At 69.3% G+C, this 23735-nt stretch carries 17 protein-coding genes; 2 read left to right on the forward strand and 15 right to left on the reverse strand.

Features of this window, described 5'->3' with window-relative positions; translation table 11 throughout:
- Nucleotides 1-1183 precede the first annotated feature (1183 nt).
- Nucleotides 1184-1771, forward strand: coding sequence for a TetR/AcrR family transcriptional regulator (locus IEZ11_RS25030; protein ID WP_189265096.1), 588 nt, complete (start codon nt 1184-1186; stop codon nt 1769-1771).
- 676 nt (nt 1772-2447) lie between these two features.
- Here IEZ11_RS25030 and IEZ11_RS25035 read toward each other — a convergent pair.
- On the reverse strand, nt 2448-3050 hold the full coding sequence (locus IEZ11_RS25035; RefSeq protein WP_189265097.1) for a TetR/AcrR family transcriptional regulator: 603 nt from the start codon (nt 3048-3050) through the stop codon (nt 2448-2450).
- A 473-nt stretch (nt 3051-3523) separates the two neighbouring features.
- Here IEZ11_RS25035 and IEZ11_RS25040 point away from each other — a divergent pair, with 473 nt between their 5' ends.
- Complete coding sequence (locus IEZ11_RS25040; RefSeq protein WP_189265098.1) at nt 3524-4750, forward strand: oxygenase MpaB family protein; 1227 nt, start codon at nt 3524-3526, stop codon at nt 4748-4750.
- 809 nt (nt 4751-5559) lie between these two features.
- Here the strand turns inward: IEZ11_RS25040 and IEZ11_RS25045 are convergent.
- From IEZ11_RS25045 to IEZ11_RS25110, 14 genes are all read right to left on the reverse strand, one after another.
- On the reverse strand, nt 5560-6210 hold the full coding sequence (locus IEZ11_RS25045) for an isochorismatase family protein (protein ID WP_189265099.1): 651 nt from the start codon (nt 6208-6210) through the stop codon (nt 5560-5562).
- Between the two features lie 113 nt (nt 6211-6323).
- Nucleotides 6324-7604 carry an FAD-dependent monooxygenase gene (locus IEZ11_RS25050; protein ID WP_189265100.1) on the reverse strand — a complete coding sequence of 427 codons (1281 nt, stop codon included), beginning with the start codon at nt 7602-7604 and terminating at the stop codon, nt 6324-6326.
- A 178-nt stretch (nt 7605-7782) separates the two neighbouring features.
- Entirely contained in the window at nt 7783-8433 is a 651-nt protein-coding gene (locus IEZ11_RS25055; protein WP_189265101.1) for an SRPBCC family protein, read from the reverse strand.
- A 626-nt stretch (nt 8434-9059) separates the two neighbouring features.
- On the reverse strand, nt 9060-10337 hold the full coding sequence (locus tag IEZ11_RS25060) for an MFS transporter (protein WP_189265102.1): 1278 nt from the start codon (nt 10335-10337) through the stop codon (nt 9060-9062).
- Between the two features lie 86 nt (nt 10338-10423).
- On the reverse strand, nt 10424-11536 hold the full coding sequence (locus IEZ11_RS25065; RefSeq protein WP_189265103.1) for an XdhC family protein: 1113 nt from the start codon (nt 11534-11536) through the stop codon (nt 10424-10426).
- 62 nt (nt 11537-11598) lie between these two features.
- Nucleotides 11599-12240, reverse strand: a complete 642-nt coding sequence (locus tag IEZ11_RS25070) for an MBL fold metallo-hydrolase (RefSeq protein ID WP_189265104.1) — start codon at nt 12238-12240, stop codon at nt 11599-11601.
- Nucleotides 12237-13325: an S-(hydroxymethyl)mycothiol dehydrogenase gene (locus IEZ11_RS25075; protein ID WP_189265105.1), complete on the reverse strand. Its 1089-nt coding sequence runs from the start codon at nt 13323-13325 to the stop codon at nt 12237-12239. The genes IEZ11_RS25070 and IEZ11_RS25075 overlap by 4 nt, the downstream gene beginning before the upstream one ends.
- An 840-nt stretch (nt 13326-14165) precedes the next feature.
- On the reverse strand, nt 14166-17117 hold the full coding sequence (locus IEZ11_RS25080) for a SpoIIE family protein phosphatase (RefSeq protein WP_229713340.1): 2952 nt from the start codon (nt 17115-17117) through the stop codon (nt 14166-14168).
- A 224-nt stretch (nt 17118-17341) separates the two neighbouring features.
- Nucleotides 17342-18658: a D-inositol-3-phosphate glycosyltransferase gene (gene mshA / locus IEZ11_RS25085; RefSeq protein WP_373294970.1), complete on the reverse strand. Its 1317-nt coding sequence runs from the start codon at nt 18656-18658 to the stop codon at nt 17342-17344.
- A gap of 11 nt (nt 18659-18669) precedes the next feature.
- On the reverse strand, nt 18670-19395 hold the full coding sequence (locus IEZ11_RS25090) for a formate dehydrogenase accessory sulfurtransferase FdhD (RefSeq protein ID WP_189265106.1): 726 nt from the start codon (nt 19393-19395) through the stop codon (nt 18670-18672).
- A gap of 264 nt (nt 19396-19659) precedes the next feature.
- Entirely contained in the window at nt 19660-19908 is a 249-nt protein-coding gene (locus IEZ11_RS25095) for a hypothetical protein (RefSeq protein ID WP_189265107.1), read from the reverse strand.
- 107 nt (nt 19909-20015) lie between these two features.
- Entirely contained in the window at nt 20016-20621 is a 606-nt protein-coding gene (gene wrbA / locus IEZ11_RS25100; protein ID WP_189265108.1) for an NAD(P)H:quinone oxidoreductase, read from the reverse strand.
- A gap of 89 nt (nt 20622-20710) precedes the next feature.
- Nucleotides 20711-21577 (reverse strand): DUF3891 family protein, encoded by an 867-nt coding sequence (locus IEZ11_RS25105; protein ID WP_189265109.1) that lies wholly within the window; start codon nt 21575-21577, stop codon nt 20711-20713.
- A 626-nt stretch (nt 21578-22203) separates the two neighbouring features.
- On the reverse strand, nt 22204-23466 hold the full coding sequence (locus IEZ11_RS25110) for an Nramp family divalent metal transporter (protein ID WP_189265110.1): 1263 nt from the start codon (nt 23464-23466) through the stop codon (nt 22204-22206).
- Nucleotides 23467-23735: the final 269 nt, after the last annotated feature.

The raw sequence follows: 23735 nt of genomic DNA on the forward strand, positions 1-23735 counted from the left end.
CGCTGGATGCCGTGCCCGGATTGTCGATGCTGGTCGGCTGTCGCGGCGACGGCGAGCGGATGCACCGCGGAGGGGTGTAGCTGAAGTGACCGAGACGGACTGTCCCGGCGGTGGGTCATCGTGCCGTCCGGCCGATGTACTCCACGGAGCCATGCACGGTGCGACGTAAAGAACGCGGTCGAGGCGGGTTTGCACTGTGCCCCGGCGGCTGAGGAACAACCGAGCGGCACCCGGCCAGGGAGGCCCCGAATCCCGCTCGATCCCGCATGGCGCCAGGTCGCCGCCGTGGACCGTGCCCCCCAGCTTGGCCTTCACTCGGACGACGGCCGGTCAGGGCGGTGCCGTGACCGTCGCCGCACGTTGTCCGGCCCGGGACACCCCGGGCAACGACGCCGCCGAAGCGATCAGCGCTCGGGGGGCCAACAACTTCCGGCCGCGCTACGAGCTCGGTCGAAGTGACATTCCCATCGAGCAGGCGCGCGCGTCTGCCCGCGGCCGGCTGGCCGTTCATCGCGGGCGTCCGAGGGCGCCGACAGGGTGAACCGCTGGGTGCATGTGGCTGCTCGCTCTTCATTGAGAAGCTGATGTGACTACGAGTCGCTTACGCGCCAATGGCGAGCAGGTTAACGTCCACCTGAAGGACCGACAAGGCCTCAGGTGCGCCTTGTTTGCACCGATCGATGGCCATGTCGCGACCTCCGGTGAGGTGTCACCTCGGGAAGCGCCATCTTTGCGCTCTCACCTGTATGTGATCCCAAGTCGCAGAAACATTGCTGTGAAGCGGTTTCTGTCCCGGGTTGCAGTGCACAATCCGTGGCCCGATTCCCGCACGTCGATGCGGAGGCGCTGGTCGCGGCCGGAGGGTCGGGGTCGAACAGGGCCTCGATATGCGATTGGCGGTCACATGCTCCCTCGCCGACGTCAAGATGCGGACAAATGAGGTGCATCGAGGGCGAAAGGATAGATCGATCTTCGATTAGCACCGTCAACTTGTATGGTGGTCCATGCGCGAACCATGTGACCTGGGTATGACCCGCCACTGCAGCGGTGGATCGGAAGGACTGAAGTGACTTCCAATCATGAACTTGATGACGCCGCGGAGGCCCTTCCCCCCGCCGTGTCGGAGCTCTTCGGGACCGGCGCCAGTACGGCGCGGGGGGAACGGACTCGGCAGGAGCTGATAGTGGCGGCAAAGATCTGCTTTGAGGAGTTCGGCTACACCAAGACCCGCATCAGCGACATCGTGCAGCGGGCAGGTGTCTCCCACGGCAACTTCTACCGGCACTTCACGAACAAGGCGGACGTACTGACCGCCGCCATCCACCCCTGCGTCTGCGACCTGCTGCAGGGCACCCGGCGGAACGGTCGGTCCGACAGCGGTGACCTGTCCGCTCTGATCGCGAGCACCACCTCCTATTTCACCGTCTATGCCCGCCATCGCCAGCTGATGCGCGTCATGCATGAGGCCGCCGCGGCGCAGGACGGCAGCGGCTTCATCGAGAAGTGGCTGCTGATCCGCCGTGAGTTCACGGCCCGCACCTCCGGATGGCTCGGGCACCTGCAGGAGCGAGGTGTCATCGCTTACGACTGTGATGTGGACACGCTCACCGAAGCGCTCAGCGCCATGACCGAGCAGCTGGCCCATCTGGAGATCGGCTTGCCGGAGAAGGCCCCCCGCGCCGAGCAGCTCATCCGGATGGGGCGGACCGCGGGCGAGATCTGGTACAGGTCCATTCCCTGGACCCCGAGGGCGGTACCGCCCGCCTCTTGAGAGGGCGGTATGAGAGTGCATAGGAGATTTATCGTCACCGGAATGTGTGGCGGTGCGGCATCCCGGTCGGTCGGCGGCCATGGGCATGTTGGGCTGGTTGCCGTGAGTGAGCGCAAGCCCTAGAAGACCGGCGAGCAGTGGGCGCTGGTCGAGCCGGTGATCACCGCGTGGAAGGCCGCGCACCCGCGGGCAGCGGCCATCAGGGCCGGTATGCGATGCGGGAGATCGTCAAGGCATTGCTCCACCAGGGCCGGACCGGTTGCCAGTGGGAGCTGCTCCGCACGACTTTCCGCCGCCCGGCGCGGTGAAGTACTACTTCTCTACCTGGCGTGACGACGGCATCGATCAGCCCATTCACGACCTGTTGCGCTGGCGGGCGCGAGAAATGGCGCGTCGGAAGGTCGACCCGAGCCTGGTGGTACTTGCTACCCAGAGCGTGCACGCCGCAGCCGGAGTGCGTGCTGAGTCGACTTGGCGGGACGCAGCCCAAACTACCGGGTCCGTGCAGGCAGAGACGATGCGGGAACAGGTCACTCAGCTGACCGCACGGCTCGATGAAACCGGCCTGGCCCCCTCGGAGCCAGGCCGGTTCGGGCGACGATGCCAACTCGCCGGTTCGTCGGTTGTGATGCCGAGATCGGGCGACATCCGGACGCGTGGGAGCGGATTTCGATCTTCAACCGCCCAGGATCATAGGGCAGAGCCAGCGAGCGGCGAACTCACGGAGCTCACTCTCACTTGTGAGGTACGGCGGCGCGTCGGGGGTCAGGACCAGTGAGTGCATGAAGCGGGCGATCAAGCCGGCAGGTTGCTCGGCGTCGGGCAGGTTCGGCGCGGCTTTGAGGAGCCAATCCTTGGTGAACTCAACCCCGGCTGCGAGCACCAGGGCGGTCTCGCCGGTGACTGACTCCCGGGTGTTCGGTGTGTCGACGGCGAGGGTCTTGCTCAGAACCTGGTTGTTGCGCGCTGCCATCACGGTCAGGGCGAAGCCGTAGGCAATGCGATCGGCGGGGTCAGCGAGTCGTTCGACCTGTTCGAGTGCCCTGTCCCGCTCGCGGCGTATCTCGCGCATCACGACCGCCCGGACGATGTCCTGTTTGGATCCGAGCCGGCGATAGACGGTGGCCCGGTTGACCCCCGCTCGCCGGGCTATGTCGTCGGGGGAGAGCCACCTGAATCCGACCTCGATGAGCAGGTCAAGGGCGATGTCGAGCAACGCGGTCTCGGCGTCGGCGTCGGCAGAAGAGGGCGGCGATGGTTTCGATGGCAGAGCAGGCACAGCCCTCATGTTAGGGGGTTGCCATACAGGCAACCCTGGTGCAACGATGCAACATGAATGATGCATTGATGTAAGGCTGTGATGTAATGACTGAAGGCCCGGCAGTCCTGAAGCCCTGGCCTCACTTCGGTTGGACTCGGCAGCGACGCCCTTGAACCTGCTGAGCGCCTGCCGCTCGTCGACACGGTTTCTCGTGCTGGGCGAGCCGCCGATCTCAGGAGCTCGGTTCCTACGGACGGCCACCGATAAGGCCTCTGGCTGAGCTAGGCGAGAACACCCTGCCGAGTCCGCTTCTGCAAATTGATTGAAAGGAGCACGACGCTGTGAATTCCTCGGACACCGCGCCCCCCCCTCCCGCTCCCATCCACGAATTTGACTACGTGTACCGCGATGGCGCGGCTCTCAGGCCGGCGCCCAATCGGACCCGGAAGCCCGTGTGGACCGCGTTGCGGAAGCGCCTCTACGGCGAATGGATGCATGTCAGCGAGGACTGGAACGACACGCCGCAGACACTGCTTCTCGACGATCACCTGTGGGAAGGCGATCCGCTGATGGACGCGGTCGTCGGACTGTTCGACACGCACGGCGCGCCGACTGTTCGCAAGCAGTTCGAAACCGCTCTGGATCACGGCATCGACGCAGTCGACAACCCGTTTCCCGAGGTCCGCGAGCTTTTCGCGCAACTGGACCGCATCCCGGACTGGTACGACGCGGAAGCGAGTGAGCGTGGCCGGTTGCGACTGGCCGCCGTGACGGCGGCCGGGAAGTTCGGGGCGAAGGCATTCGGCTACTTCGCCACGGCGATGGAGCAGCACACCTCGGCGTCGGTGGGATCGACCGGGCGCATCGCCCGACAGCCGGCTCGCCGGTTGGTTGAAACGTCGCAGTTCTTCGAGGAGGTCACCTACCACGCGGCGCTCGAGCGCAGGTCACCGATGTTCGGCACGATTGTTCGTGTCCGGCTGATGCACGCTCTCGTGCGCCGTGGTCTCCGTAAGCGCTGGGGGGCGGAGAACTTCGCCGAGCACGGGATGCCGATCCCGAACACCAACATGGCCGGTGGATCGGCCTGGTTCGCCACCATGCCGGTCCTGATCGATGCCGCGATGGGCAGGCCCTTCAAAATGCGGGACCTGGACGACATCGCGATCCACTGGGGCTACATCCTGTATCTGTTCGGGGTGCATGAGCGGATCATCCCCCTCACCGGAATGGACTCCATCCGGCTCGCGGACCACCACGCCGCGTGTGCGGGCGAGCCCTCGCCGTGGCGCACGGAGATCGTCGAAGGTCTGATCGACCCGACCGTGGAATTCTCCGGCAAGGGCGGGCCTGTGGTTGTCGGCCTGTTCGCCGGATCGATGACCAGCTTGTTCGGACCCGCCGATGCCGCGACGTTCTTCGACGGAACCAAGTACTCCGGGGTGAACCGGGCCGCGTGGGCGTCGGCCTACGAAGCATGGGCCCGCGCATCCGCCATGGCCGCCCGTGCCGGCGACCACGTGCCCGCAGTGCGAGAGCGCCGCGCCTCCTCCGCCGCCGTCGGTGACCCGTTCCTGATGAAGACGGGCACCCTGCTGCGGAAATTCGGGGCCGACCACGGAATCGAAACCGTGCCCTTCACCCACCACGATCAGTCGACGTCGGGTTCGAGCTTCGCCCCGATCAAGTCCGGGCATGCCCGGTCCTCGCACGAATGACCCGTCAGTGCCCGGGCTCGGCCACGTTCCGGTTCCGGGCACTGCTGGCGTCCTCAGACCAGCTCCTCATCGGGTGCGCCGGACCCTGTTGGCGCATCCCCGCCCCGCGGCCGCGTGCATCGGCACGCTGCGGACGCCCGGCCGATTCAGTTCGTCAACCGTCCCCGGACTGCCTCGAGCACCACCAGGCCCGGGTGCGGGTGACGTCGGCCCGGAAGCAGGCCACCGCTCCAGCGACGAGCAGGTGCGCGAAGTACGGCGGCGTCTAGCCGTACTCGCTGGGCGCCACTTCCTGGGGCACCTCCTCGCGGATCGCGGCGAGGATGGACGGATGATCGGTGGAGACCGGCTCCTCGATAACAGGTCGCCCCATCGTTGGCGAGCGCCCTGCCCACCCGCACGGCCTGCTTGGTAGCGTAGCCGCTGGTGGCGTCGACGTAGAGTTCCATCGAGTCGTGCCCGCCGGTGGGCTTCGGCCGCTTCGTCGCCCAATCCCGAGCATCACTCCGAGTTCGGCGAATCTCCGTCCGCCTGTAGCGTCGGGCGTGTCACCGTCTGTCTCGGTCATCAGGACTTTTTCGTATAGAGATCGCGCGCATGTACACCCTGGCCAGGGACTCCGCTGTCAAAGCCTGAAACCGGGCCAGTACGCGGCTCGGCGCTGTCCTGTGGTGTGGCGTCGGTCTGTCCGGCTGCGTCGCTGCTGTGGGCGGGGCGTCCGTGCCCCGCGGTGTCGAGGGCGCGTTGGCGGGTGAGCGGGACCTGCGCCTCCGGACGGACCGACTGTTGGTCTCGGGTTTGTGCGCCCCTCACACCGGGGACGCGACGCTCTTGACGTAGGAGACGGCGTCGTCGAGGCCGATGACATCGCCGTACTTGGCGTCGATGTCGAACAGGTTAGCCTCGTGCGGGCCCGGTGCCCGGTCGCCCACGCACTCGCGCGGGACGAGCACCGGGAACCCCGAGGACACCGAGTCGATCGCGGTGGCCCTGATGCAGCCGCTCGTGGTGGAACCGCAGACCAGCACGGTATCGACGCGCAGGCCGGCCAGCAGCCCCGCCAGTCCGGTACCGAAGAACGCCGAGGCGTTCTTCTTGAGGAGCACGTGGTCGGTGTCGGCGAGGGGCAGCCGCCCGTCGATGTCCAGGGCCGTGGTGCCGGCCCGGAGGGCCTTGAGCCCCGGTGCCTTCTGCAGCCAGGCCACCGACCGGTGTTCGGCCGCGGTGTAACCGATGGTGGTGTAGATGACCGGTACCCCCGCCGGACGTGCCGCTTCGATCAGAGTCGCGGTCGCCTCGACGACTTCGGTGAGGTCGGATCCGGTCGGGTAGGCGGGGTCGGTGAAGCCGTTGTTGAGGTCGACCACGACGATCGCCGGCCGCTCACCCCGGGTGATCCTTCCTCCGAGTCCGGAGTCCTCGTAGACGGTGTCCGTTTCCTCGCCGTACTGACTGCTCACAGTTCACTCCTGCTCGGGCAGTTTGACGCTGTACCGCGTCGGATGGGGTGGCCGGGGAGACACACGGTGGCCCGTCGGCCGGTATTCGGCGGCCGACGGGTGGTGCCGTGGTCTCAGCGGCCGAAGGGGTAGTCGAAGGACTCGGCGTCGTGGTCGTCGACGTTCGGCCCTCGCCACAGCCAGTCGAACGACACATGGGACTCGCCGGTGAACTCGTGCATGTTCCGGTCACGTTCGGCCTGCTCCGGGCCGTCGGCGAGGTGGTAGAGCGTCTTGTTCTCCAGCGAGGCGTCCTGCACCATGCCGGCGCGGGTCGCCCGACGGGCCGCGTACCGCAGCAGGGCCTCGTGAATGTTGCTCCGGCTGGTGCCGCCGAGTTCTTCGGCGAGCACCACGGCGTCCTCCATCGCCTGGGAGGCGCCCTGACCCTGGTACGGGAGCATCGCGTGAGCGGCGTCGCCGAGCAGGGCGACATGTCCGTCGACCCAGTTCGGGTCCCGGCGACGGCGGAACAGGGCCCACTTGGTGACCGCGTCCCCGCCCTCGCCCTCGGCCTTCGAGATGATCGACCCGATCCGGTCGTCCCAGCCCGGCAGGTGCTCGATCATCTCCTCGGGCGTCGAGGGCACGGTCCACGCGAGGTCCGTGTCCATGGTGCTGGGTACACAGGACGCGATGTTGAAGATGTCGCCGTTGCGGATGAAGAAGTGGACCAGGTGCCGGTCCGGCCCCCACCAGATCGTGGCGTGGTACCTGTCGAGGAGGAACCGGGTCGCGGGGTCCGCCGCGAGTTTGTCCGTCGGGATGAGGGCGCGGAAGCACATCTCACCAGTGAACTCGAGCGTGTCCGCGAAGCCCATGGCGTCGCGGACGGCCGAACGGATGCCGTCCGCCGCCACGATGACATCGCCCGCGAAGCGGCGTCCGTCGGAGGTAACCGCCGCGGGCCGGCTCCCATCGGAGTCGTCGATGCGCTGGACGCCCGACGAGGTGTGGATCTCGGTCGCCGGACCGGTGCCGGACAGGTCCAGACAGGCCCGCAGGAGCACGTTGTGCAGGTCCGCCCGGTGGAAGTGCCAGTACGGGGCGCCGTACTGGCGCCGCACCGCGGCCCCGAGAGGCTTGGCGGCGATGATGCTGCCGTCGTCCCAGCGGCGGCGCACGTGATCCTGGGGTTCGGTCTTGATCGCCTCCAGTTCCCTGCGCAGCCCGAGGTTGAACAGGAGGCGGCTGGCGTTGGGAGCGGTCTGGATACCGGCGCCGATCTCTCCCAGTTGTGCGGCCTGTTCGAGGACCACGGTACGCAGGCCTCGTTGCCGCAGCGCGAGCGCGGTGGTGAGCCCGCCGAGGCCGGCACCCACGATGATCACGGTCATCGACTTGTCGGACGGCATGAACGGTCCTTTCACATGGACGTCACCAGACGTCGTTGGAGAAGTTGGAGGCGCAGGGGCGAGCCCCCGGAACGGGAGGAGCCAGGTGTGAGGGACAGGGACCCGGCGCGTGATCCATGTGGCAGGGAGCGGTGAGCGGACCCGCTCGGTGAGCGGCGGACGCGCCCAGGCGCGTCAATCAGCGCCTGCGACGTCCCCTCAGCGCGGCGATCGCGGCCACCGCCGCCAGGACGAGGGCGGCCACGGGAACGAGCATCTTCGCGACAGGCCCGCCGGCCACACCGAGCAGGTTGATCGCTTCGTCCTGCGATGCCGCGGCTCCCACGGGCCGGGAGGCACCGCCGGTGGGCACGCTGTTGAGGGACGGGCCCGTGGCCGTCGCGGGGTCCGCGAGGCTGGTGGCCAGCCGGTCCGCGAACTGCCCGATCATGCGGTCCGCCACCTCGGCGATGACACCGCGTCCGAACTGGGCGGCCCGCCCGGTGATGTTCAGGTCGGTCGCCAGGGAGACCTCGGTCTTGTCCGGGCCCGTGTCCTTGAGAGTGGCGGTGACGATGACACTGGCCGTACCGCTGCCACGGGCGTCGCGCCCGCTCGCGTCGATGATCACGATGTGGTTGACGTCGTCACGCTCGATGTAGGACCCCTTGCCCTGGTAGGACATCGTGATCGGGCCGACCTTGATCTTTACCGTGCCAGCGAAGCTGTCGTCGGTGTGCTCGGTCAGAGTGGCCCCGGGGAAGGAGGGCGCTACCCGCTCCGGTGCCTTGAACGCCTCCCACACCGCGTCGAGTGGTGCCGCGACGGTGAATGTGTTAGCCAGCTGCATGTTTTTCCCATTTCCCTCGGACCGACAGCCGTGTGGGGCCGGGGGGCCGCCGAACCGTCGAGCGGGTCGGCGGCCCCCCGGCGAATGACACGGCGGTGAGGACCTCCCCAACACCGCCGCATCAGCGCGTCCGACTCACCGGGCCGGTGGATCGGCCCGGGTGCGCCGGTTCGCCGCGCCGCCTCGGCGGCCGACGACGGGTGGCCCGGCGGGCATCCGCGGCAGGGAGCGCGCGGGCGGCGGAAGGGTGCGCGGTGCTCCCCTCGCAGGCCGGACCGGCCAACCGGAAGGTCATGACCGGATCGTTCGGGTCCTGATCCGCCGGAAGACTCCGCATTAGTAGTGCGGACACAAACTATCCCTCTGTGGTGGGCGGAGGTCAAGAGGTCTCGCCTGCCCGGCCGGGCACCTGTCGGTGCGCCAGTGGTATCGGATCCACGTTATGCCAGTTCAGAGCCGATTTTGGGAGCTCGATCGGCAGACGTCCGGGTGTCCCGGGATGGATGGTTCCATCGGGCCGGCGGTGGGTTTGCCGAGGAGGTGCGGAGTGGGGGGACGGTTTGGTTGGCTGAGTCTGTGTGGCGCCCGTTCATGCAGTTCAGGGGGATGATTGCAACGATCGTAAGCTAGTCAGTACTAAAACAACTTTTGCGGACGGTCCCCGGCGTCGGCTGAGCAGGGTCGGGCCACACGAACCCCGGCTTGGCGGCGCGCAGCCCGAAGAAAGTCTGGGCGGCCAGGAGCCCGAGCAGGACGATCAGGATCGCGTCCCAGCCGCCGGTGGCGTCGTGCAGGGCGCCGAGCAGCACTGGTCCCGCGGCAGCGAAGGCGTACCCCACGGTCTGGCCCATCGCGGAGAGGGCCCCGGTCTCGGATGCCTCGCGGGTGCGGAGGCCGAAGAGGGACAGCGCGGTCACGAGGGTGAGTCCGCCGCCGGTGCCGACCAGGATCGCCCACAGCGTGGTGAGGGCCGGGGCGGCGAGGATCCCCGCGATGCCGGCCGCCATGATTGTGGTGGACACGGCCACCATCATGCGCAGATCCGACCCGCGGCGCAGCAAGGGGATGCTGAGACCGGTGGCGACGAGGGATGCCGCCTGCAGGTACGACTGGTGAAGTCCTGCCTGTACGGCGGTCACGCCGTGCTGCTGCTCGATGGAGGGCAGCCAGGTGATCAGGACGTAGAAGACGGTCGCCTGCATGCTCATGAAGAGCGCGATGTGCCAGGCGAGACCCCGGTGCCACGGACTCGGCTTCGGGCGCCCGGCCCCCGTCGGGTGCCGGGGCGCGGCCGGGACCTGCGGGGTGCCTGTCGTACGGAACGCCCAGAAGGCCAGGGCGGTGACGGCGAAGACGCAGGAGGAGGCGAGCGCCTGCCGCCACAGTCCGTCGCCGCTTCCGATGATCAGCGCGACGGCGATGCTCGCCATGGCCGCGGCACCGCCCTGGATGGCCGAGTAGGCCGCGGTGACACCTCCGGTGCGGGTGGGGAAGTCACGTTTGACCAGCGCCGGAGTGATGACGTTGAGTACGGCGATGCCTGCTCCCAGCAGGGCTGTGCCGGCCCAGATCCATACGCCGCCCGGCAGGGACCGGAGCCCGATGCCGGCCGTGAGGACGGCGAGGCCGAGGAGGACCGCCCGGTCCGGACCGACGGCGTCGGCGAGCGCGGGAGCGAGCGGGCTGAGCACTGCGTAGCAGAGCAGGGGCAGGACGACGAGGCCGGACGCGAGGGTGGCGGACCAGTGGAGGTCGGCCACCACGTTCGGGAGAACCGTGCCGATGCCGGCGGTCGAGCTTCTCAGATTGAACGCGATGAGGATGATGCCCGCGAGGGCCAGGCCGGTGCGCGGCCGCCCCCGAGTCGGTGTCACCGCCTGGTGGTCGTTCTGCGCCGCCCGCACGCCTCACCCCTCTCGCTGAAATCAATGACAGTGTAAATTTTACACCTTCGGCGATGTGGGGCTGGAGTCACCCCCAGGGGAGCCGGTCAGCCGTGAATGGGCCCTGACGAATCCGTCAGTCGCAGGCCGCCACCTCCCCAGCGCAGAGCGATGATCTCCGCCGCGATGGACACGGCCGTCTCCTCGGGGGTACGGGCACCGAGATCGAGCCCGATCGGGGACGCGAGCCGCGACAGTTCCGTTTCGGTGAGCCCCGCCTCCTGCAGACGGGTCCGACGGTCGTGGTGGGTACGGCGCGAGCCCATGGCTCCCACATAGCCGACGTCGAGCCGCAGCGCCACCTCCAGCAGCGGGACGTCGAACTTGGGGTCATGGGTGAGCACCGCGATCACGGTGCGACGATCGACGCGACCCGCCTCGGACTCCGCCGTGAGGTAGCGGTGCGGCCAGTCCACGACCACCTTGTCCGCGTCCGGGAACCGGGACGCGGTCGCGAACACCGGCCGGGCGTCGCACACGGTCACCTCGTAGCCCAGGTAGGAACCCATGCGTGCCATGGCCGCCGCGAAGTCGATCGCGCCGAACACCAGCATGCGGGGTGCGGGCTCGAAGGAGCTGACGAACACGGTCGTCCCTTCGCCGCGTCGCTCGCCCTCCGGGCCGTAGTGGAGTGTTCCCGTCCGCCCGCCGGCCAGCAGACCGCGGGCGTCGTCGATGACGGCGCTGTCGAGGCGGTCGGTGCCCAGCGTCCCGGAGGTCCGGTCCCTCCATACGATCAGGTGGCGGCCGCGCACCGCCGGTTCGCCGTGAGCGATCGCCGTCGCGATCGCGACCGGCTCGCCCCGCTGGACCGACCCGACAACCCGATCGAGCTGCGGCAAGGTCTCCCGGTCCACGCGCTCCACATGGACGTCGAGAATGCCGCCACAGGTGAGTCCCACCGCGAAGGCGTCGCCGTCGCTCACCCCGAACCGGTGAACCGCCGGTACCCGGTCGGCCACGGCCTGGAGGGCGAGGTCGTAGACGGCACCCTCCACACACCCTCCGGAGACGCTGCCGAAGACGGTCCCGTCCGCGGCCACCATCATGGCGGCCCCGGGCGCGCGTGGTGCCGACGAGAACGTCGCCACCACGGTGGCCAGTCCCACGGGCTCGTCCTCGCACCAGCGTCTGTACAGCTCGTCCAGCACATCACGCATCGTGGATCTCCAGGAGTGTCCGTTCCGCGGCGAGGTTGTGAGGTGCTGCCCGCACGGGGTGCTCAGCGGCCGCGTGCGAGCCATTCGCCGAGGTGGGGTGCCTCGCCGCCGATGGTCGTGGCGGGGCCGTGTCCGGTGTGGACCAGGGTCTCCCCGGGCAGCGGCAGGAGCGTGTCGCGGATCGAGGAGATGATCTCGTCGAAACTTGAGTAGGAACGACCGGTGGCGCCCGGCCCGCCGTGGAAGAGCGTGTCACCGGTGAACACGATCTCCAGCTCGGGTGCGTACAGGCACATGGAGCCGGGCGAGTGGCCGGGGGTGGCGAGGGCGCGGAGGTCGATGCCGCCCACGGTGAGGGTCTCCCCGCCGATGAGCTCGCGGTCGGGTCCGCGCCGGGGGTGGGTCATCCTCCACAGCGGGGCCTCGGCCGGGTTGAGCAGGATCGGGGCACCGCCGAAGCGGTCGGAGAGCGCGGGGGCCTGGTTCACATGGTCGTCGTGGGCATGTGTGCAGATGATCGCCGCGACACGGCGGTCGCCGATCACCCGGGCGATCGCGTCGGTGTCATGGGCGGCGTCGATCACCACGACCTCGTTCTCGTCGCCGACGATCCACACGTTGTTGTCGACGTCCCAGGTGCCCCCGTCGAGCGAGAACGTCCCCGACGTGACCACCCGTTCGACGGGCCTTCGGGTCTGGTTCACAGGACCACCACGGACCGGAGCACGTCACCGCCGTGCATCTTCTCGAAGGCCTCCTCCACGTCCCCGAGGCCGATCTCCTCGGTGACGAACTGTTCGAGCGGGAGCCGGCCCTGGAGATGGAGGTCGACCAGCATCGGGAAGTCCCGGGAGGGCAGGCAGTCCCCGTACCAGGACGACTTCAGGGAGCCGCCACGGCCGAAGTACTCGATCAGCGGGATCTCGGGGGCCATCAGGTCCGGGGTCGGCACGCCGACCAGAACGACCGTGCCGGCCAGGTCGCGGGCGAAGAAGGCCTGTTCCCAGGTCTCCGGGCGCCCGACCGCGTCGATCACGACGTCGGCTCCGAATCCGCCGGTGAACTGGCGGATCTTCTCGACCGCGTTGGACACCCGGCTGTTCAGGGTGTGCGTGGCGCCGAAGAGCTCCGCCGTGTGCAGCTTCCGTTCGTCACGGTCCACGGCGATGATCGTGCCAGCTCCGGCGAGCCGGGCTCCGGCGATCGCGGCGTTGCCCACTCCGCCGCAGCCGATGACGGCGACGGTGTCACCGCGGCCGACGCCCCCGGTGTTGATGGCGGCACCGATGCCGGCCATGACACCGCACCCCAGCAGACCGGCCACCTGGGGTCGGATCGCCGGATTGACCTTCGTGCACTGTCCCGCGGCGACGAGCGTCTTCTCCGCGAACGCGCCGATACCGAGGGCGGGGGAGAGTTCGCGGCCGCCGGCCAGCGTCATCTTCCGGGCGGCGTTGTGGGTGCTGAAGCAGTACTGCGGCCGTCCCCTGCGGCAGGCTCGGCACTGCCCGCACACGGCACGCCAGTTGAGGATCACGAAGTCGCCGGGCTCCATCCCGGTGACACCCGCGCCCACGGACTCCACGACGCCGGCGGCCTCATGGCCGAGGAGGAACGGGAAGTCGTCGTTGATTCCCCCCTCGCGGTAGTGCAGGTCCGTGTGGCAGACCCCGCACGCCTGGACCTGGACCACGGCCTCACCGGGCCCGGGGTCCGGGACGACGACGGTCTCGACCGACACGGCCTTTCCTTTGCTGTGGGCGATGACGCCGTTGACCTTCTGCGACATGAACGAGATCCCTTCTCGTCGAAAGAAAGACACGAGGGCCCGCCGTGGCGGCCCTGTACGCCGGGAGGCGATGGTGGTCGAGCGGGCTTGTCACGCCTGGGTTGCCTCTGCCCCTGGACCAACTGGTTTGAGTACTGACAAGCTAGCGGATGTCTTGTCGCATTGCATCTGTCCTGGTGGGAAGCGTTGAGTGCCGAAATGCAGGTTTCATGCCCTGTCAACGCTAAGGTGAGTGTCGGAGGGGGCATGGCGGGTGACACCCCATGCCGGGACGTCGGCGAGTCCGCTCGGGCTGCCCGCCCTGATGCTCCAATATACCCACTGAGCTGCACTTTAGAAGGATCTCGCGTATGTCGCCTTGCGTCGCCCGGCGTCGTTCGTCCTGCTCGGCGACCCACTTCACGTCGGCGTCCTGACGCGTCCGCCCATGCCCCAGAAAGTTCGAAGGCTGTCTATTCGAGGGGCTGTGAGAAGAGGGCACGCCATGGGTCGGAGTACGGACCGGGCGCCGGCCCTCGTCGACGCGTTCGGCCGCACGGCGACCGACCTGCGTGTGCCGTCGACCGATCGCTGCCATCAGCGCTGCGTCTGTTGCACGTCGGCCGAGGGCCCGACCTGGCTCCCTGATCCCGGGTCCCTCGCACCACGGACGAGATCGTCCGGCTGATCGGGATCGAGGCTCCGGTGCTCGGTGTCCGGGAAGTCCGCTTCACCGGCGGGGAGTCGCTGCTGCGCCGTGAACTTCACGCGGCCCTCGATCCGGACCGGCGGACAGGTCCCGCCGAGCCTGCTGGTCAGCGTCACAGGGGCCCCGTCGCGGATGCCGCGCGCCTTGCCGCGTCAGCGGACACCCGTGGCCGCGTCGCGACTCGGATCGGGCAGGGGCTGCTCCGTCCAGATGGATTTGCCCTGAGCCGTGTACCGGGTGCCCCAGCGCTGGGAGAGCGCGGCGACCAGCTGCAGGCCACGTCCACCCTCGTCGGTCTCGATCGCGCGACGTACGTGGGGGGTGGTCAGACTGCCGTCGGTGACTTCGCAGATCAGCGAGCGGCTGCGAATGAGGCGCAGCCTGATGGGACCGCGCGCGTGCCGGATGACGTTGCCCACGAGTTCGCTGACGATCAGCTCGGTCACCATCACGAGGTCGTCGAGCCGCCAGTCGGCCAACCGGTCCCGTACATGACTTCGTGCCTGGCCTGCGGCGACCGGGTCCTCCGGGAGATCCCAGACGGCCACGTTCTCGGCGGCGAGCGCATGGGTACGGGCCACCAGGACGGCGGCGTCGTCGTTGGTCTGGCCCTCGGCGGGGACGAGGGTGGAGGTCAGCTCCGTGCACAGGCGGCCCAGATGTACCTTGTCGGGTTCCCGGCCGCTGGCGGCGGAGCCGGGGTGCTGTGCCCGCCGCTGGACTTCGCCGAGCGCGTCGGCCATGAGGGCCATGCCGCTGTCGATGTCACGCAGCGCCGACTCCACTAGGCCGTCGGTGTACAGCACGAGCAGGCTCTCTTCGGGAACGGTCAGTTCCACGGTCTCGAAGGGCGGCGTCGCCGCGCCGAGCGGAGGATTGCGGGGCAGGTCCACGAAACGCACGGTCCCGTCGGGCTGGACCAGGGCCGGTGGGGGCTGGCCGGCGCTGGCGAGGGTGCACACGTGGGTGGTGGGGTCGTACACGGCGTAGAGACAGGTCGCGAAGAAGTCGTCGCCCAGATCGCTGACCAGGTCGTTCAGGTGGGAGAGCAGTTCGTCGGGCGGGAGTTCGAGGCCGGCGAGGGTGTGGAGCGCGGTGCGAAGGCGTCCCATCGTGGCCGCTTCGGCGAGCCCGTGCCCCATGACGTCTCCGATGACCAGCGCGACGCGGTCCGCGGACAGGGGAATGACGTCGTACCAGTCGCCGCCCACGTCCGCTCCGTCGGCGGCCGGGACGTACAGCGCGGCGGCGGTGACGGCGGGTGGTGAGGGAAGCGTCTGCGGGAGCAGTCCGCGCTGCAGTTCCTGGGCGCGGGTGTAGGCGGCATCGTAGAGCCGGGCTCGTTCCAGGGCCTGGGCGATCAGTCCGCTCAGGGCGGTAAGCAGGGCTCGGTCCTCGTCGCTGAACTCACGGGGTTTCGGGAACGAGACCGCGAGGCAGCCGACCGGGCGGCCCGAGACGATCAGGGGGAGGAAGGCCCAGGCGTGTTTCCCGCCGGAGAACGCCACGTCGGAAAGGCCGGGATAGCGGTCGTGGAACTCGCCGCGGGACTCGATGTACTGGGGCGCGCGGGTGCGGACGGCCTCGGTGTGCGGGGCCGAGACCGTCAGCGGAGTCCTGGTGGGGAAGCACGCCAGGAAATCCTCGGTGTATCCGGAGCTCCCCGCCACCACCAGGCTGTCGCCCGCCACCAGCTGGACGAAGAGACCGGTGGCGTCGAAGAGGGGGAGTACCCGCTCCGCGACGATCGTCACCACATCGGGCATGGTGACGGCCTCGGCCAGGGCCTCGTTGAGCTGTCCCACGTGCGCCGTGCGCCGGGCCGCGGCGCGCCGGGCCGCAGCGCGCTCCTTGTCCGCCCGTCGTTTGTCCGTGACGTCGGTGAAGTAGACCGTGGAGCCCTCGGGACCGGGCACCAGCCGCAGGTGGTACCACCGGTGGGTCGCCGGCCAACGGATGTCGAACCCGGTGGGGGTGCCGGTGGCGGCGGCCTTTCGGCAGCGTTGCTCCAGGCCGGCCGCCCGGACGCTGGGGATGTCCCACAGCACGCGGCTGAACAGCTCCTGCGCGGGGCCCAGTATGGTCTCGGCCTGGAGGTTGACGAACTCGATCCGCCAGTCGGCGTCCGTGGTGAGGAACCCGTCGCTCAGGTGGCGCAGGGAACGGCCCACGGCGTCCAGTGCCATGCGTTTGTGGGTCGTGTCCCAGACCGTGCCCACCATGCGCGCCGGTTCGCCGGCATCGTCGAGCATGACCTGGCCGCGCGCCTCGACCCAGCCCACGGTGCCGTCCGGTCGGCACACCCGGTACTCCACGGAATGCGGGGTGTGTTCGCGGACGGCTCGTTCCAGGGCGCTGACGACGTGGGGCAGATCCTCCGGGTGGACGTACTCGACGAACTCGTCTATCCGGCCGACACGGGTTCCCGGTTCGATCCCGAAGATGATCAAGGTGGCGTCGTCCCAGACCCCGTCACCGGTGCGCAGATCCCAGTCCCAGCTGCCGACGCGAACGGCTTTGAGCGCCTCCTGCAGACGGGTTCCGGTGACCTGGTCCTCGTTCCACCAGGTCGGGGAAGGGCCCGCCGGGGTGGGCGCGGCATGGGCCAGCCGCTGGGCCGCCCAGTGCGCGAGCGTGGTCAGGAAAGCGCGCCGGGTGCCCGAGGGAGGGCCGGCCACGGTCACGACCGAGAGCGTTCCGAGTGATCCGTCGTCGGTGAGCAGCGGAACCGCCGCGATGCCGCTCCTGGGCGGCAGCCATCGCTGGGGCTCGGGGACGGCCGCCAGCCAGACGAACTTCTTCTCGCGCAGCGCACGCACCGGAGCGACGTCGTCATGCCAGCCGAGCGTCTCCCACTGCTGGGCGAATTCGCGAGGCAGACCCGTGGTCGCCATCAACCGCAGGGGGCGGTCGTCGCTGGGCACACGCAGGTGGGCCATCCCGCCTAGGCCACCGAGACCTGCTACTGCCTGGTGGAGGGCGAGCCGCAGCGAGTCCGTGTGGGACTGGTCCGACCGTGTGCTCATCAGGAGGCGTATGCGAGACAACTCGGCCTGATCGGGTCCCAGTGCCGTCCCGTGGCCGGGCATTTCCTGCGTGCTCATGTCGACCACGCTCGCTGCTGTCGTGTATTTCGCGAAGGTGACTTAATCACTATGCACCGGTGGAGCCGCTGGCGGCACCGGAACAGGTGACAGGGAGGACGCAGGGAAAGTGCCGACGGCACGGAGACGCGCCGAGACATGCGTGGTCCTCCGGCCGGACCAGGCGTTTCCTGCAGGTTGTTGCCGGATTTCACCGATCCCCTGCGGCGGGAGCACATGAGTTCTCACTCCGAGGACGTGAAATCGTCAAGAGTGGCGGCGTACACGTCGGCGACGGCCGAAGCGGTGCCACCCCAGCCGAAGGACAGGGCGTGGCGTGCCGCGGCGGTACCCATCCGGACGGAGCGCGAGGGGTCGTCGGCGAAGGCCCGCAGCGCGTCCGCGTAGTCGCCAGGGTCGTGGGTGGACATCAGCAGACCGCTCACCCCTTCCCGTACGGCCACCGGAAGGCCCCCCACCCTGGCGGCGATTACGGGCGTACCACAGGCCTGGGCCTCGATGGCCACCAGGCCGAAGGACTCGCTGCGCGAGGGCATGACCAGGACCGAGGCGGCCCGGTACCAGACGGCGAGCGCGTCCTGGTCGACCGGCGGGCAGAACCGCACCACGTCGGATATGCCCAGCTGGGCGGCGAGCTTCCGCAGCCCCTCGGGACGGGCCAGGCCCGAACCGGAGGGACCGCCGACGACGGGCACGACCAGGTTCTCGCGCAGAGCGGGGTTCCGTGTCAGCAGGTGAGCGACGGCGTGCAGCAGTACGTCAGGGGCCTTGAGAGGCTGGAGCCGGCCGGCGAACAGCGGGATCAGGCCATCGCGGGGCAGGCTCAGGTGAGCCCTGGCCGCCACCCGGCCCGGCCCGATGCCCGCCGGGTCGGGGCGGAAGCGGTCCAGGTTGACTCCGGGGTGGACCACCGCGACCCGCGCCGGCTCTGCGGCGTAGTGGTGGACGAGCTCGCCGGCCTCCCGGTCGGTGTTGGCGATCAGGCGCTGGGCGGCGCGCACGACCTGGGACTCCCCGACGACGCGGGCCGCGGGCTCGGGGCTGTCGCCGTCGGCCAGGGCGGCGTTCTTGACCTTGGCCATGGTGTGCATGGCGTGCACCATGGGGACGCCCCAGCGCCGGGCGACAGCCCTGCCGACGCGGCCGGAGAGCCAGTAGTGGGAGTGGACCAGGTCGTAGGAGCCCTGTCGGTGCTCGGCCCCGGCCCCTACCACGCCGCGCGTGAAGGCCCACAGCCAGGCGGGCAGCTCCTCTTTGGTGAGGCTCTCGTGCGGGCCGGCGTCGATGTGCCGGACCAGTACGCCCGGGGAGAGCTCGACGACGGGCGGCAGGGCGGGGGCGGTGGCCCGGGTGAAGATCTCCACCTCGATGCCCAGGGCGGCCAGCCGGGTGGCGAGCTCGACGACGTACACATTCATGCCGCCGGCGTCTCCGGTGCCGGGCTGGTGCAAGGGGGAGGTGTGCACGCAGAGCATGGCCACGCGGCGAGGCCCGTGCCCGCTGCCGGGGCCGCGCCCACGGAGCCCGCCGGGTGCGGGGATCCTGTCGCGGCTCACGATACGGACGCCGATGCCGAGGGCGAGGTGGAGAGCGCTGCCGGCACCGGAATATCGGCCATGACCGCTTTCCGGACCAGCTCGAAGGAGGCGCGGCCGGACAGCGGCAGGGCATCGGACCGCAGGGCGGCGCCGGTCAGCTCGTCGACGGCGTTGCGCCGGCTCATGCCCGCGCACAGGTCCGGAGGTCCGCCGTCCAGGGCGAACAGGGCGGCGGCATGGTGGCCCCCAGCCCGGTCGAACAGCCGCTGAGCGGCCGGCAGCCGATCGGGGAAAGCGGCCGGAGGTCCGGGTTGTTGGCGTATCGCGGGCGCGTCGGCGATCGGTCGGCGGGCAGTGGCACGCATCGCCTCCGCGTCGGCTTTGCCGCACGGACCACAGGAGGAAGTCGTGTACACGTCCCGCTCGGGCGTGATGCCGGGCGCGGGCACGCCGCGGGAGAGCTGCACGTCGAGGACCTGGTAGCTGTTGAGGCCGTCTTGGGAGGCGCCCGTGCAGGACACGACGCCGGCGAGTGCCTCGGCCGTGCCGAGGAAGCCCTCACTGACCAGGAAGCCCGCCGTCGGAACGCGGTCGTCACCGGGCGTGCGCATGGTGATCGCCAATGGTCTGCCGCCGAGCCGGATCTCCAGCAGTTCCTCGGCGACCAGGGTGTCGGGTCGAGCGCCGACCGCACCGTCCCGCAGCCGCAGCACCCGACGACGCTCGGTAACTCGTCTCATCCCGGCTACTCCTGGTTGTACGCGACTGGTGGCCGCAGCTGCCCTGAGGCAGGGGCGTTTCTGGCCGCTGCGGCGAAGCCTCGGACGGGGAGCGGAGACGAGAGCGAGCCGCGGTCGAGGACGATCAGATGATCACGGGATGTGGCCCCCTGACCGAAGCCGATGAACGTGCCGTGGGTGCGGATCTGATCGCAACGCAGGGAAATCATTGGGCCGCCCGGGTGTCGTGCTCGGCCTCGGGCCGGTTGTGGCGGGGATCGGCGGTCAGCCATGAACCGCCCCCAGCCCTGCGAGCGCGCCGAGGGCGAGAACGACGCTGCACACGAGAACCGCCCGTCCATGGTTCTGCCACCACAGCACTCGGTGGCCGAACCGCCTCGGAACTGTGGCTGGTTCGACGTGGCGGGCGGCCAGGAGAAGCAGGGCGACTCCCACGGCCGCGATGGCACCCACCAGCGCGAGCCGGGTGAACAGTTGCTCCAGAACCGCCGCGTTGTCGACGTATCGTTCCATTTCCGTTCCCTGCCTCCGACAGTTGTGGGCGGGTGGTCGAATCGGGCCTCTACACGTGCCAGGGGCGGCACACTCCCGATCGGCGAACCGTTCGGACACGTCCGCTGTCAGGCGACCAGCTTCGCCGTCACCTCGGCGAGGCGCCGTCCTTGGTGGCCGGCGGCCGTGAGCTCGGCCGCGGTCACGGCTTTCGCCTCACCGGCCGCCGAGGCGCTGGAAACGCCATAGGGGTTGCCGCCGGCCTCGAAGACCGCCGGGTCGGTGTACCCCGGCGGCACGATCACCGCCCCGAAGTGGGAGAAGACGTTGAAGAGTGTGAGGATGGTCGTCTCGTTGCCGCCGTGGAGGTGCTGGGCAGTGGTGAACGTGGTGGCGCCCTTGTTCGCGAGCTTTCCCTCGAACCACAGCCCGCCGAGCGTGTCGATGAACTGCTTGAGCTGTGCCGCGGGCGTACCGAAGCGGGTGGGCGTGCCCACCGCGTAGCTGTCGGCCCATTCCAGGTCCGCCGGCGTGGCCTCCGGTACGGCCGCGGCAACTGTGTCCACGTGCGCCCGCCACAGCGGGTTCGAGTCGATCGCTTCCTGCGACGCCAGTTCCGCCACCCGGCGCAGGCGTACCTCGGCGCCGGCTGCACGTGCTCCTTCGGCCAGCGCGTCGGCCAGTTGATGGGTCTTCCCGGTGGAGGAGTAGTAGACGACAACGATCTTGGCCATCGGATTCTCCTGGTGGCGGATGGTGGGAGGGGCTGTGCTACAGGTGTGTGCCGCGGGGGCGTTGCGCGCTGCGGTCCGGCAGACAGCGGTCAGGAGCGGCGCCCGGGCCGGACGAAGATGCACTCGACGTTCTCGACGGCTGCCACGGCGAGTGCGCCGCGTGCGTCGTCGGGGCCGCTGTAGGGGCGGTCGGGGATTACCCGTGAAGGGACCGTCACCGGCAGCTCGTCGACGTCGAAGGGGTAGGGGTCCAGCTCGACCACACCTGGCCGCACCGCCGTGAGGGTCAGCTCGACGCGCTCCTGGCCGACGGCCACGGGCACCGACGGGATGGTGCGGGGGCCGGGCGCGTGGTCGATGCTCGCGAGGGAGTCGAACACATGGGCCGTGGGCCCATCGCCGGGGGTGGTGTCACAGACCGACGCGTACAGCGACAGCAGGTCCCACGCCTGCAGGAGGTCGTAGTTGTGCCACAGGTGCTGTTCGAGGTCGCTGCGGATCATGCCCTGCATCAGGGTGCGCTTCACCTCGATCCACCGCTGCTCCTCGGCGAGGACCGCCTCGTCCTGGCGACCGTCGGTGCCCCACTTGATGCCCCCGGGCTGCAGCCCCCAGCGCGCCCGGTACAGACCGGTCCAGTGCATCGAGATCAGCAGTCCGGCATACGGGTCCGCGGCGAAGACCTCGTCGACGCCGCGACTGTAGAGCTTGACGTGCTCCTCCATGCTGATCTCGAGGAAGTGCATGGGCCTGTGCTCGACGTCGTTGAACAGCGGTAGGAGATCCGGTTCGCGCCAGCCGTCGTCGTGCATCGCGGTCGCGAGCGTTGCCTTGTCGTGCGGTGTCGGGAGAGCGAAATCGTCGTTGCCCCAGCGTGCCGCGATGTCTCCCGCCATCTTTGCGTGATCCACCTGCTGGATGAGGGCGAGATCCTGACCCCTGCGCCTGATCAACATGACTGTTCAGCCCCTTTCCGCACCCTTGCCGTGGTGTGCGTTCACGTCATCAAACTAGTTTGTGTACCAATTAGTCAAGGTCTGTGGGTGGGCCGACAGGTGTCACGCCCGGGGAATCGGAAGTGTGGGATCGGGCCGTCGAGGTCGCCGTGTCCTTCCCGCCACCCGCGCGCCGTCTCCGCCCGCGCCGGAACCCGCGCCGTGCCGCGGTGTCCGCAAGTGGGCTGCTAAAAGCCACTCTGAACTGGGTTCACGCCTCCCGGTGGGATTGCGCTTGACCTCTGCCGGGGTGTCTGACCGTACCGGTGACCTCGCTCTCCTGTCGGGCCGGATCGGCCGCTCGCCGACGCACCCGGAACGGTCGACCGCACCGTTTGCACGCGCTGTGACGTTTGTCGATCCGTGCCTGGATCAGGGGAGTCGAGGTCTGCCGGGAAACTAGTCAGCACTTCAATGAATTCCGGGAAGGGTGATGCCGGTGGCCGCACGGGGCCGAGTGACCAGCCGGTGCTCGGTCGCGCGACCATCGTGGCGCCGCCGCCAGCGGCCACAGGGCGCCGGCCACACGAAGGCCGAGGCCGTCGGTACCCTTCGCGGGCCTCGGCCGTGCCGTCCCGCTCCGCCCGTCATGCCGCTCCCGACACCGTCAGGTAGATCAGTGCCACGTTGAGCGCAATGATGACCACGGTTACGAGCGATGCCGCGGCCGTCACCACGCGCCGGTTCGCGTAGGAGCCCATCACGCTTCGCCTGGACGTCAGCGCCACGAGTGGTACGAGCGCGAACGGGATACCGAAGGAGAGCACGACCTGGGAGATGATCAGGGCCTGTGTCGGGTCGGCGCCCACGGCCAGCAGCGCGATGGCCGGTACCAGGGTGATGAGCCGACGGACGATGAGGGAGATCCGCCGACGCAGGAGACCGCCCATGATGACGGCGCCCGCGTAGCACCCGACCGCGGTCGAGGCGAATCCGGAGGCGAGGAGACCGACCGCGAAGAGCACGGCGACGGCCGTGCCAAGGTGGGAGCCGACCGCCTCGTACGTCTCCTGGAGGGAGCCGCCCGAGTCGGTGCCCTGCAGCGACGCCGCCGCGACCAGCAGCATGGCCAGGTTGACGGCGCCGGCCACCAGCATGGCCATGCCGACGTCGTACTTGGTCGCGGACAGCAGCCCGCGCCGGCTACCGGTCGGTCTGCCGTGCCGGTCCCTGGCCAGCGCCGAATGCAGGTACACCGCGTGCGGCATCACCGTCGCGCCCAGCATGCCGGCCGCCAGAAGCACACTGCCCGTGCCGTCGAACCGGGGGATCAGGCCGTTCGTGGTCGCCGACACCGAAGGCGGCGCGATGAAGAGCCCGGCGAAGAAGCCCACCGCGATGACCACGAGCAGACCGATGACCACGCGCTCGAACGGCTGCTGCCCTCGCCGGCTCTGCAGGGCGAGGAGCCCGGTCGACACCAGTCCGGTGATCAGCCCTCCCACCAGCAGCGGGAGGTCGAACAGCAGGTACAGGGCGATCGCGCCGCCCAGCACCTCGGCCAGATCGGTGGCCATCGCCACCAGTTCGGCCTGTGCCCAGTACGCTAGCCTGCCGCGTCTGGGCAGGCGGTCCCTGAGCGCCTCCGGCAGCGACTGACCGGTTACCAGGCCGAGCTTGGCCGACAGGTACTGCACCAGGCACGCCATCAGGTTGGCCGCAACGACGACCCATACAAGCAGGTAGCCGTACTTTGATCCGGCGGCCATGTTGGTCGCCACGTTGCCCGGGTCGACGTAGGCGATCGCCGCGACGAACGCGGGGCCGAACAGGCGGAGCCGCTGGAGGCGGGAGGGGGCCGAGCCCTGCAGGTCTGCCCGGACGGCCAGGTTGGGTCGGGTCGTGTACATGAACGTGACGGTCCTTTCTGCGGGCCTGTGGTGCTCGGCCGCCCGCGTGCCGTTGGACGGGGTTCGCGGTGCCGACGGGCCGGGGTGCGGTTCTCAGGAGGTGGTGTCGTGGAGTGCGGTGAACGGCACGTCAACGTGGCGGAACGCGGAGCGGGGGAGAGCCGCCGCGAGGCGGTGGGCGTCCCGCTGGGGGCGGGCCAGCGGTGCCGGTCGCACGGTTCTGTCGCGGGATCCGCGCCGACGGCCCCGAGCCAGAGGAGGCGACGGGC

Source organism: Streptomyces fuscichromogenes, assembly GCF_014645815.1.
GTDB classification, from domain to species: Bacteria; Actinomycetota; Actinomycetes; order Streptomycetales; family Streptomycetaceae; genus Streptomyces; species Streptomyces fuscichromogenes.